Below are 12,101 nucleotides of genomic sequence, written 5' to 3'. Positions count from 1 at the left end.
CTCCTGGAATTTCCCAGGAGTTTTTTTCTACGCAAATACTTAAAAACACTGCCAGATTTCTCTAGCAGTGTTTTGAGTTTCATTTATCTTAGTAAACTGTTCTTTCAGTTTCTACATCGAAGAAGTGTGCTTTGTTCAAGTCAAATCCAAGTTCAACTGTTGCACCTGTTTGCAAGTAGTCACGAGCATCTACTTTGGCAACAAATTCGTCTTTACCAACTTGGCAGTAAAGGTGAGATTCTGAACCAAGCAATTCAGATACAGAAATAGTCGCTTTCACAACTGATTCTGGGAATGTTTCAAGGAAAGCAGGCTCTGCATTTACGTCTTCTGGACGGATACCGAAGATCAATTCTTTACCTTCATAGCCTTTTTCACGAAGAACTTTCAATGCTCCTTCTGGAACTTTCAAACGGAAACCGTCAGAAACAATTTCGCTACCAACCAATTTCACATTGATGAAGTTCATAGCTGGGCTTCCGATGAATCCTGCTACGAATTTGTTAACTGGGTTTTTGTAAACTTCTTGAGGAGTACCGATTTGTTCAACACGTCCGATAGTACCTGTACCAGCAGGATTCTTAGTTGCTGACATGATAACGATACGGTCCGCAAGTGTCATCGCTTCTGTTTGGTCGTGAGTTACGTAGATAGTTGTAGCTCCGATACGGCGGTGGATTTTCGCAATTTCAGCACGCATAGATACACGAAGTTTTGCATCCAAGTTTGACAAAGGCTCGTCCATCAAGAATACTTTTGCGTCACGGACGATGGCACGACCCATGGCAACACGTTGACGTTGACCACCAGAAAGGTCAGCGGGTTTACGTTCCAAGAACTCTTTCAATCCAAGGATTTCAGCTGCTTCTTGCACACGTTTGTCGATGTCTTCCTTGCTATATTTACGCAATTTCAAACCGAAAGCCATGTTGTCATAAACAGTCATGTGTGGGTAAAGAGCGTAGTTTTGGAATACCATGGCGATGTCACGGTCTTTTGGAGCTACGTCGTTGACAACCACGCCATCGATAGATGCAGTACCTTCTGTGATGTCTTCAAGACCTGCAATCATACGGAGAGTAGTTGATTTACCACATCCTGAAGGTCCTACGAAAACGATGAACTCTTTGTCTTTGATGTCCAAGTTGAAGTCTTCAACTGAGTAGTGTTCGCTGTTTGGATATTTTTTGTAAATATTTTTAAGATTCAATTCTACCATGAGGTGAACTCCTTTTGTCTTTTGATAGTTTTATTATATATGAAAACGCTTTACATTTCTATGGCAAGGTGACCAAAAAAATAAAAAAGTTCTGTGCAACTTGCACAAAACTTTAGAGAATATCTGGTAAAATCAATTGATAACACAGGGTCAGGTCAGTCAATTCCTTCAACTGAAGCCCTGTCAATTCTTCCCATTTATCAATCTTGTACTGGAGAGAATTTCGGTGCAGATAGAGTTGCTGGGCTGTTTTAGTCAGAACGGCACTATTTTCCCAAAGAGAGAGAATGATTTCCTGAATCTGGTCCTGATCCAAAATCATCTGATGTAAACATTCTTTAATGACTCTCAGGTCCACAATCCTTTCTCCCATACTCCAAAGATAGAGTTGTGAAAAGGTATGAACACCTTGGTGACCCTGACGCCACCAAGTCTTAAACAAATCCCGCTCCGCTTTGATCAAGTCGGATAGGGCTTGATGACCTGTTTGAGACCAGACCTGACCTAACATGATGGATAAACGTACTCCAAAGTCATATTCTACGGCTTCCAAGGTATCCATCAAGATAGATCGAACGGATGTGTACTTATCCTGTTGGAGAACAAAAATGTAATCCTGCGCTCCCACCTGAAGCACTGTTTGACAGTTAGGAAAAAGAGTCCGCATCATATCCAGCCAAGAAGCTAGATTTTCCTGCTGAAAATAGGAAAGATGACAATAAACCAACTGAATCTTTTTAAAAGCTTGCGGTGCCTGTCCTTTGCCTTCAATGAGATAAAAATACCAAGGATTGAAGGAAATGGTTTGCTCCTGTTTGGTTAAGAGAGCCACCAGTTGTTTTTCACGCTCGCTAAGACTAGCTTCCTCCAGCAAAAGCCACTGCTGAGAAGCCAAAGGAAGAGTAAGATAGCCCTCTTTCTCTACTGGTTGGTCTGAAATCTGAGCCTCAGGAAACCAGTCTTGTAGTTCTTTTACCATCATATCCTAGCCCTCCACTTTTTGGATGCACCATGAAATCAAGCTCTCAAGACGTTCCAGATTTTCAGTCATATGGAGATAACCCATGACTGCTTCAAAACCTGTGGACATACGGTAAGTCACCACATCAGCATTTTTAGCCTTGGTATGACTATTGGTATTGCGACCACGTTTATAGATTTCTTCTTCTTTTTCGGTTAAGACTTGCTCCTCCAACATGAGGGCAATCAGGCGAGCTTGAGCCTTGGCAGATACATACTTAGTCGCCTCTTGGTGGAGTTTATTAGGCTTTGTCATGCCTTTGAGAATAAGGTGGCGACGAATATACATGGAATACACCGCATCTCCCTCAAAAGCCAGCGCTATCCCGTTAATGAGATTGACATCAATCACGAGTCCACCTCACTCCATCCTTGGTGTCAAGTAGCTTAATTCCTTGAGCCGCCAATTGGTCACGGATTTGGTCCGCTGTCGCAAAGTCACGATTTGCACGCGCTTCTTGGCGTTTTTGAATCAAAACTTCAATCTCTGCGTCCAAAACTTCCTCAATAAAGACAATTCCAAAGACTTCTAACATATCCGCAAGAGCTTCCTTAACACTTGCATCATAGTTGCCAGAGTTGATCCATTTGGCCATTTCAAAGACAACTGTGATACCATTAGCAGAGTTGAAATCCTCATCCATAGATGCTACAAACTTATCTTTAAAGGCCTGTAACTCTTGAGCATCTACAGTCCCAGAAAATGGTTGCTCGTAAGTGTTCTTTAGATACTTAAGATTGGTCTCTGCATCACGCACTGCTTTTTCCGTAAAGTTGATAGGCTTGCGATAATGTTGAGTCGCAAAGAAGAAACGAAGCACTTGCCCATCAAGAGTTTTAAGGGCATCGTGTACGGTGATAAAGTTGCCCAAGGACTTAGACATCTTGACATTGTCGATATTGACAAAGCCATTGTGCATCCAGTAGTTAGCGAAGGTCTTGCCTGTTTTGGCTTCTGACTGGGCAATTTCGTTGGTGTGGTGCGGAAACTCAAGGTCAGCTCCACCACCGTGAATATCAATGGTATCTCCTAAAATCTCAGTTGACATGACTGAACACTCGATATGCCAGCCCGGACGACCAGGTCCCCAAGGACTGTCCCAAGAAATCTCGCCTGGTTTAGCAGCTTTCCATAGAGCAAAGTCTATCGGATTTTCCTTGCGAGCCGTTTCTTCATCGGTACGACCTGAAGCACCCAACTCCAAATCTTCTAAGGTTTTATTAGCCAATTTAGCATAGTTGTGGGATTTTTCCACACGGAAATAGACATCTCCTTGGCTCTCATAGGCATAACCCTTTTCAATCAATTCTTCCACAAAGCGGATGATATCCGCCATAAACTCGACTACACGAGGATGACGAGTTGCAGGTTTGACACCCAAGGCCGTCACATCCTCACGAAAGGCAGCGATGTACTTGTCCGCAACCTCCTGAGGCGTGATACCTTCTTCCTTGGCACGGTTGATAATCTTATCATCCACATCCGTAAAATTGGAAATATAGGCAACCCCATAACCACGATACTCAAAATAGCGACGAATGGTATCAAAGGCTACCGTCGAACGGGCATTCCCCACGTGGATATAGTTGTATACCGTAGGCCCACAAACATACATCTTGACTTTGCCGTCCTCAATCGGGACAAATTCTCGCAAATCACGAGACATGGTGTCGTAAATTTTAATCATGCGGTCCACTCCCTTCTCTATTTCTGACTTTTTCGGCTGAAAACCAGCTCTGCAAAAGGACCAAATTGTCTGAGGCTATCTAGTTGGTAAAAACGCTGTCCTTCCTCTTGGGTAAAGAGGGGAACCCCCTTTCCTAGGATAAGGGGCGCTATCTGAATAATGAGATGGTCGAAAAGATCCGCATCCAAGAGCGGTCCTACCAAGGAATTACCACCAATCACAAAGACATTTTTGCCTTTGTCAATCTGGCGAACAAAGTCCACCACATCCCCAGCTACTGGCTGGTAATTGCTGACAGGCAGGTGCCTATCATGCGTAAAGACATAGTTTTCCGTAGCTTGATAAAAACTTTCTACATCTTGCAAATCTTGGATTTCCTCAAAGGTCCGCTTGCCCATGATGGTGATATCCATTTGCCTGTAAAAGTCATCATAGCCTGTATCCTCTACAGAACCAAGCTGATGCAGCCAGTCTATCCTGTGCTGGCTGTCTGCCAAGTAGCCATCCATGGTGATACAGCCGTAAAAATATACTGCCATTCTTGTAGTTTCCTTTCTAGTTCTACTTTGCCTTCACTTAGCGGGATAGACCCAGATGGTTAGACCTAAGCTAATCAAAGTATTCAGCAAAATCCTTGCTGGACAAGAAAAATAAGCCAGAAAACAGCAATTCCAATCTGTAGCAGAACGGTTCATTCTTAAACATTCAAGCGCCTCTCCTGTCTACTTCCAGCTCAAATGGTAAAGGTAGGCAGAGAGCAGGACCAGAAGACTGAAAATCAGATTTCCTGCACGAAACAAACTGAAAACAGAAATAAGACTTCCTGCCAAATAGAGCGCAAAATACTTATTGTCCTTGAAAAAATCTTTCATTAAAAGTTCCTCAGTTATCGTCCAAAAGCAGTATAGCTGAGCTTGTTCTTCCAAGAATTTATAATTTTGAAGAATAGTAACTCGCTTCTTGCTTGAATCATATAGATATCCTCTACAAACCAGACGATCTGTGACTAGCTTCTTTAGCCTGCTCTAGTTTATTGACGTAATACTCTCGTTTTTCTTCAACTTCGTGAATGACTGGCTCATCCTTCTTACCATGAACACGGACGATCTTGGCAGGAATACCAACAACCGTCACATCACTAGGTACGTCTGCTACAACAACTGCTGCAGCACCGACCTTGGCATTTTCACCGATTTCTACAGGTCCAATGACTTGGGCATGGGCTGATATGAGAGCTCCCTTTCGAACGGTCGGATGGCGTTTGCCACAGTCTTTCCCTGTTCCCCCAAGAGTCACCCCATGATAGAGGAGAACTCCCGTCTCAACAATAGCCGTCTCTCCAATCACCAAGCCAGAACCGTGGTCGATAAAGACACCTGAATCAATCTGGGCACCTGGATGAATCTCAATCTGAGTCCAAAAGCGCCAGAACTGACTGTGCATACGAGCCAGGAGTTTGAAGCCATGCTTCCAGAGAAAATGCGAGAGACGGTGGGCCGCCAAGGCCTTGACACCTGGATAAGTCAGCAAAACCTCCAAAGTGGTGCGGGCCGCTGGATCATTTTCTTTTACGATATCAATGGTTTCGCGCCACCATCCCATACATTTCTCCTTTTCTTATTCTGAATCTTTTGGTGTTTCTGTAAATTCTTTCTTAGGTTTGTGGTCCTTATGATGACGTGGGCGGTGAGGTCTCTCAGACTTTTCACCCTTTTCATCATGCTCAGGTTTTGGCGGACGAGGAAGAAGAGCCTTCATAGAAGCATCGATACGACCTTTTTCATCAATCTTGATAACCTTAACATCGACTTCATCTCCGATTTCGACCAAGTCTTCTACACGGTTGGTACGAGTCCAAGCCATTTCAGAGATGTGTACGAGGGCATCTGTCTTGTCAAAGAGGTTAACAAAGGCACCAAATTTCTCGATACGAACAACCTTAGCGTGGTAAACTTCATCCACTTTAGCTTCACGAACCAAACCAGCAATGATTTCTTTAGCACGGTTAATTGCATCTTGGTCACTTGAGTAGATAGACACATTTCCTTCTTCGTCGATATCAATCTTAACGCCTGTTTCAGCGATAATCTTGTCGATGGTTTCTCCACCTTTACCGATGACAATCTTGATCTTGTCCACATCAATCTTGATGGTATCAATTTTCGGAGCAGTAGGAGCCAATTCTGGACGAACTTCTGGAATCGTTGCTTCAATCACATCAAGGATTTCAAAACGCGCTTTCTTGGCTTGGGCAAGGGCCTCAGTCAAGATTTCTGCAGTAATCCCTTGGATCTTGATATCCATTTGAAGAGCTGTAATCCCGTCACGAGTACCGGCAACCTTGAAGTCCATGTCTCCAAAGTGGTCTTCCAAACCTTGAATATCTGTCAATACTGTATAGTTATTTCCATCTGAGATAAGACCCATAGCAATACCAGCTACTGGCGCCTTGATTGGCACACCACCAGCCATAAGAGCAAGAGTTCCCGCACAGATAGAAGCTTGAGAGGAAGAACCGTTTGATTCCAAGACCTCTGCTACCAAGCGGATCGCATATGGGAATTCTTCTAAACTTGGCAAAACTTGAGCAAGGGCACGCTCACCGAGAGCACCGTGACCAATTTCACGACGACCTGGCGCACCATAACGACCAGTTTCCCCTACAGAGTATTGAGGGAAGTTATAGTGGTGCATAAAGCGTTTCTTGTACTCTGGATCCAATCCATCGATGATTTGAGTTTCACCCATTGGAGCCAAGGTCAAGACAGAAAGGGCCTGAGTTTGGCCACGAGTGAAGAGACCTGAACCGTGTACACGAGGAAGGAAGTCAACAACCGCATCCAAAGGACGGATTTCATCGACCTTACGACCGTCAGGACGTACCTTATCTTCTGTGATCAAACGGCGCACTTCAGCGTGTTCCATTTGTTCCAAAATTTCAGCCACATCACGCATGATACGGTCAAATTCTTCGTGGTCTGCATATTTTTCTTCATACACTGCAGTCACTTGGTCTTTAACAGCTTGAGTTGCAGCTTCACGAGCCAATTTTTCTTCTACTTGAACCGCTTTTTGGAGGTCGCTGTTGTAGGCTGCAATGATTTCAGCCTGTAATTCAGCGTCTACATGAAGCAATTCTACTTCTGCTTTTTCTTTCCCAACAGCCGCAACGATTTCTTCTTGGAAGGCAATCAATTCTTTAACTGCTTCGTGCCCTTTAAGAAGGGCTTCCAACATGATTTCTTCTGACAATTCTTTAGCACCAGATTCCACCATGTTGATGGCGTGTTTGGTACCAGCTACTGTCAATTCAAGGAGAGATTGCTCTGCTTGTTCTTGACTTGGGTTGATGATGATTTGACCATCTACATAACCCACCTGTACCCCAGCGATTGGTCCGTCAAATGGAATATCTGAGATAGAGAGCGCCAAGGATGAACCAAACATAGCAGCCATTGGTGCAGAAGCATTTTCATCATAAGAAAGCACAGTGTTGATGACTTGGACTTCATTACGGAAACCTTCCGCAAACATAGGACGGATTGGACGGTCAATCAAACGCGCTGTCAAAGTCGCATCCGTTGAAGGACGTCCTTCACGTTTCATAAAGCCACCAGGAAACTTCCCAGCCGCATACATTTTTTCTTCGTAGTTGACTTGGAGTGGGAAGAAATCCCCAGTTGCCATCTTCTTAGACATCACGGCAGCAGTCAAGACAGTTGACTCACCGTAACGTACAACAACAGAGCCATTTGCCTGCTTAGCAACCTGACCAGTCTCTACGATTAACTCACGACCTGCAAAAGTCGTTTGAAACACTTGTTTTGTCATTTTAATCCCCTTTGGATTGATGAAATTATACGCCTTGCCTACAAAAATCAAGATACTAAGCCGTCAAGCAGCTCAAAGGAAAATCGGAAATCGAACGACAGAGCGACTGCTCCTAGGCAGATTTATCTTTTTCCAAAGAGTTGTAGGCGTGTTCAATTCTCAAGATACTAAGCCGTCAAGCAACTCAAAGGAAAATAGGAAATCGAACAACGGAGCGACTGCTCCTAGGCAGATTTATCTTTTTCCAAAGAGTTGTAGGCGTGTTCAATTCTCAAGATACAAATCATTAGAAAGATTTGATGCTAAAGCATCTAATCCTTTCACGCTAATCGCTATCAGGCAATTAGCTAAATGCTTTACTAACTCTCTCGTCAAATAACATCGTTTTGACTCGTTCGTGTCTCTAAACCTTACAGTTTAAATGCATTGTATTTTTTAATACCCTCATCTTTGTATCAAGTACGTACAGAGTCTATTTTATCATATTTTTCTTAAAAAGTGCGGTCTTTACCATTAAAAAGGAACCATTCCCCTCACCTGAGAAGAATGGTTTGCTTTTTATTATCCTAGAGACTGATGATTAAACAAGGCATGGGTTGCTTGGTGGATGTATTTTGCTGTTTCAGCATTGTTCATGGTGTAGAGATGCACACCAGCAACATCCTGAGTTACCAAGTCCACGATTTGGTCCACTGCATAGGCAAGTCCTGCTGCTCTGAGCGACTCAGGGTCATGCTCATACTTGTCTAAGATGGCTTTAAATTTGCGTGGAAGGTGGATATTCTCACAAGTCTTCAAGAGGCGGAGAGCCTGATTTCGATTCAGAATTGGCATAATCCCTGCATGAATGGGAACATCAATCCCAGCCAAGATACACTTGTCTTGGAAATCATAGAAGCGCTCATTGTCAAAGAAAAGCTGAGTTACAAGGCTCGAACAGCCTGCATCCACTTTCTTCTTAAGATTTTGAATATCTGAAATCTGATTTGGCGAATCTGGATGCCCTTCTGGATAACAAGCTCCGACAATATCAAAGTGAGGGGCTTGTTCCTTGATGAACTCAATTAAGTCAGTTGCGTAGCGGAAATCCTTTTGTGGTTCCACATCTGGAATAATATCCCCACGAAGAGCCAAGATTTTCTGCACTCCAACCTTGTCCAAATCAGCAATGGTTTCAGCAACCTTGTCCTTGGTCAAATAGATGGCTGGCAAGTGGGCAATAGTCGGAATCGCCAAGTCATTTTGGATAAAGTCGGCCAAACGGACCGTCGTTTCCTTGATATTAAATTTATTATTGCTGGCAGTCACACTGATAAAGTGGGGAGCCAACTCCTGCATATCTTGAAGAGCAGAAATAATGTTATCATTACCCACTGCTGGGTTTGGAGGGAACACTTCAAATGAGAGTGACGGTGTTTGGCGTGACATAGTCATTATCCTTTTCTAGTTGATTTTTAGTTAGCTGAACTCTGGAATCCAAGTGAAACAGGCAGATTAACCAAACAGCGCTTCTTGAGAAATCCTATCTTACAATTTCTCACGCGCAGCTTTAGCTGCTTCAACAAGGCGGATCAAGCTTTCTTTTGTTTCTGGAATACCACGTGTTTTCAGACCACAGTCTGGGTTAATCCAAACTTTCTTGCTTGGCACTTTAGCAAGGATGGCTTCGATTGTGTGGTCGATTTCGCCTTCATTTGGCACACGAGGTGAGTGGATATCATAAACCCCAGGTCCCACTTCTGTTTGGAAGTTTTTCGCTTTGAGTTCGTCCAAGATTTCAAGGTTTGAACGACTAGCCTCAAATGAGATAACGTCCGCATCCAAGTTGTCAATAGCTGGGATGATATCTGTAAATTCTGAGTAACACATGTGAGTGTGGATTTGTGTGTCTGGCGCTACTGTTGAGTGTACCAAGCGGAAGGCAGGAATTGCCCAGTCAAGGTAGTCTTCGTACCAGTCGCTACGACGGAGTGGCAATTTTTCACGAAGAGCAGCCTCATCGATTTGGATGATTTTCACACCAGCAGCTTCAAGGTCAAGTACTTCATCCTTGATAGCAAGGGCGATTTGAAGAGTTGAATCCTTGATAGAGATGTCTTCACGTGGGAATGACCAGTTGAGGATGGTAACAGGTCCAGTCAACATACCTTTAACAGGTTTGTTTGTACGGCTTTGTGCATAGCTAGACCATTTAACAGTGATAGGGTTAAGCCGAGTGACATCACCCCAGATGATTGGTGGTTTCACCCCACGCATACCGTATGATTGTACCCAACCATTTTTAGAGAAGAGGTAACCTGACAAATTTTGACCGAAGTACTCAACCATGTCATTACGCTCAAATTCACCGTGCACAAGGACATCAAAGTCAATATCTTCTTGCCATTTGATCCATTCGTCGATCGTTTCAGCAAGGAAAGCATCGTACTCTTCTTGAGACAATTCACCTTTACGGTAAGCCAAACGTTTAGCACGAACTTCCTTAGTTTGAGGGAATGAACCGATAGTTGTTGTTGGAAGAGCTGGAAGTTTGAAAGCTTCTTCTTGGATGGCTTCACGTTCTGCAAAGGCTGGCAAACGAGTGTAGTCAGCATCTGTCAAACCAGCGATACGCGCACGAAGTTCCGCATTTTCACCCACACGCTCAGTCGCAAAGAGTTCTTTATTTGCTGCAAGAGATTCTGCTCCTTGACCATTGCGGATAGCATCCAAATCACGGATTTCGTCTAATTTTTCAACTGCAAAAGCAAAGTGGTTCAAGATAGCTGGTTCAAATTCTTCATTAGCTGTTGTAAATGGCACATGAAGAAGTGAGCATGAGCTTGTCAAGACAATGTTTTCAGCTGGAATTTGTTCAAGAACTGCCAAGCTCTTTTCGTAGTTGTTACGCCAGATGTTTTTACCATTGACAATACCTGCATAAAGAGTCTTGTCAGCTGGGAATCCACCTTTAACGAGTTCAAAAGTTTTCTTACCTTCAACGAAGTCAAGACCGATTGCATCTACTGGCAATTTCACAAGGTCAGCATAAACGTCACGAACGTCACCGAAGTAAGTTTGAAGCAAGACTTCAAGACCTTTTTTATCAGCCAAGAGTTTGTTGTAGATGTTCAAGAAGAGAGCTTTTTCTTCTTCTGTCAAGTCTTTGACAAGAGCAGCTTCGTCGAGTTGGATACGAGTTGCACCAAGTTCTGCCAATTTAGCAAAAACTTCTTGGTAAGCAGCCACTAAGCTATCTACGAAGTCTTCTGCTTTCACGCCTTCTTCAAAGTCTGACAATTGAAGGAAAGTGAAGGGACCTACAAGAACAGGACGAGTGTTCAATCCAAGTTCTTTAGCTTCTTGGAATTCATCAAAAATCTTGTGACCTGCCAATTTAACTTGAGTGTCTTTTTCAAATTTAGGAACGATGTAGTGGTAGTTGGTGTTGAACCATTTCTTCATTGGAAGGGCACGAACATCCCCTTTTTCTCCTTGGTATCCACGACCCAAAGCAAAGTAGCGCTCAAGGTCAGACAAGTCCAAGTTTTGAACAGATGCAGGTACCACGTTGAAAAGGAATGCTGCATCTAGGAAGTTGTCATAGTGAGAAAAGTCATTTGATGGAATTTCAGTGATGCCTTTTTCTTTGACGATGTTCCAGTGTTTAGCGCGCAATTCTTTTGCTGCTGCCAAAAGTTCTTCTTCTGAGATTTCTTTTCTAAAGTATTTTTCAGTTGTAAATTTTAATTCGCGGAATTCACCCAAACGAGGGAAACCGATGATTGTAGTTGACATGATGTGTCCTCCAAAATTTGTTGTTGAAACTATCTTAACAGAAAAGAAATCATCTGTATAATTGTAAAAAATTAGGCTTTGATATAGTTTGAAACTATATCTCCGTTTTAGACAAAAGAAAAAGACTTGAGACAAATGCCTCAAATCCTTTGTGTAGCTTGTTCTATAGCTGTATTTTAGTTAGACTGGTAAAACATGTTATTAGTAATTCTTATAAGTGACTATGACTTGTTATTAGAAAAGACTATTACTGATTCTAGTCAACTTTTCCCCTATTCAAGTGGAACGACTGCTAGTGTCTTTCCTAAACTAGCTAAAACTTTCAAGACTGTATCCAACTGAGGACTAGTCTTTCCTGTTTCCATTCTAGCTATGACAGGCTGGCTTACTCCACTAAGTTCTTCTAGCTTTTTCTGGCTGATTCCTTGCTCATGTCTGGCTTCAATCAACTCACTCATGATAGCCACTCGCATATCACTTTCAAGAATTTCCTCCTTGGTAAAGAGTTCAGATCGGACATCCTTCCAATTACTACCAATAGCACTAGTCTTCATCACTTAACCTTC

The 12,101-nt window shown here is 43.0% G+C and carries 10 protein-coding genes; all 10 read right to left on the bottom strand.

Annotation, left to right across the window (positions count from 1 at the left end):
* Window positions 1–88: 88 nt before the first annotated feature.
* Complete coding sequence (ugpC, locus tag HT717_RS06345; protein ID WP_000229953.1) at window positions 89–1,219, bottom strand: sn-glycerol-3-phosphate ABC transporter ATP-binding protein UgpC; 1,131 nt, start codon at window positions 1,217–1,219, stop codon at window positions 89–91.
* Between the two features lie 112 nt (window positions 1,220–1,331).
* Entirely contained in the window at window positions 1,332–2,201 is an 870-nt protein-coding gene (locus HT717_RS06340; protein ID WP_153226047.1) for a PucR family transcriptional regulator, read from the bottom strand.
* Window positions 2,202–2,204: 3 nt separating this feature from the next.
* Window positions 2,205–2,591: a Mini-ribonuclease 3 gene (locus HT717_RS06335; RefSeq protein ID WP_000567913.1), complete on the bottom strand. Its 387-nt coding sequence runs from the start codon at window positions 2,589–2,591 to the stop codon at window positions 2,205–2,207.
* The gene (cysS, locus tag HT717_RS06330; protein ID WP_061088316.1) at window positions 2,584–3,927 is read right to left on the bottom strand and encodes a cysteine--tRNA ligase; all 1,344 of its coding nucleotides are present in this window, start codon (window positions 3,925–3,927) and stop codon (window positions 2,584–2,586) included. The genes HT717_RS06335 and cysS overlap by 8 nt, the downstream gene beginning before the upstream one ends.
* Before the next feature lie 17 nt (window positions 3,928–3,944).
* Complete coding sequence (locus HT717_RS06325; protein ID WP_000301981.1) at window positions 3,945–4,466, bottom strand: dihydrofolate reductase family protein; 522 nt, start codon at window positions 4,464–4,466, stop codon at window positions 3,945–3,947.
* Between the two features lie 445 nt (window positions 4,467–4,911).
* Entirely contained in the window at window positions 4,912–5,529 is a 618-nt protein-coding gene (cysE, locus tag HT717_RS06320) for a serine O-acetyltransferase (protein WP_049516296.1), read from the bottom strand.
* Between the two features lie 15 nt (window positions 5,530–5,544).
* Entirely contained in the window at window positions 5,545–7,758 is a 2,214-nt protein-coding gene (gene pnp / locus HT717_RS06315; protein ID WP_061088318.1) for a polyribonucleotide nucleotidyltransferase, read from the bottom strand.
* A gap of 561 nt (window positions 7,759–8,319) precedes the next feature.
* Window positions 8,320–9,186, bottom strand: coding sequence for a methylenetetrahydrofolate reductase [NAD(P)H] (metF, locus tag HT717_RS06310; protein WP_000089967.1), 867 nt, complete (start codon window positions 9,184–9,186; stop codon window positions 8,320–8,322).
* Window positions 9,187–9,285: 99 nt separating this feature from the next.
* Entirely contained in the window at window positions 9,286–11,535 is a 2,250-nt protein-coding gene (gene metE / locus HT717_RS06305; RefSeq protein WP_061088319.1) for a 5-methyltetrahydropteroyltriglutamate--homocysteine S-methyltransferase, read from the bottom strand.
* 272 nt (window positions 11,536–11,807) lie between these two features.
* The gene (locus HT717_RS06300) at window positions 11,808–12,089 is read right to left on the bottom strand and encodes a helix-turn-helix transcriptional regulator (RefSeq protein WP_000857968.1); all 282 of its coding nucleotides are present in this window, start codon (window positions 12,087–12,089) and stop codon (window positions 11,808–11,810) included.
* Between the last annotated feature and the right edge of the window lie 12 nt (window positions 12,090–12,101).

Source organism: Streptococcus sp. 959 (genome assembly GCF_013277075.1).
GTDB lineage: Bacteria > Bacillota > Bacilli > Lactobacillales > Streptococcaceae > Streptococcus > Streptococcus pseudopneumoniae_C.
The sequence above is the reverse complement of the archived record's forward strand: the minus strand, read 5'-3'. Positions and strand labels throughout refer to the sequence as shown.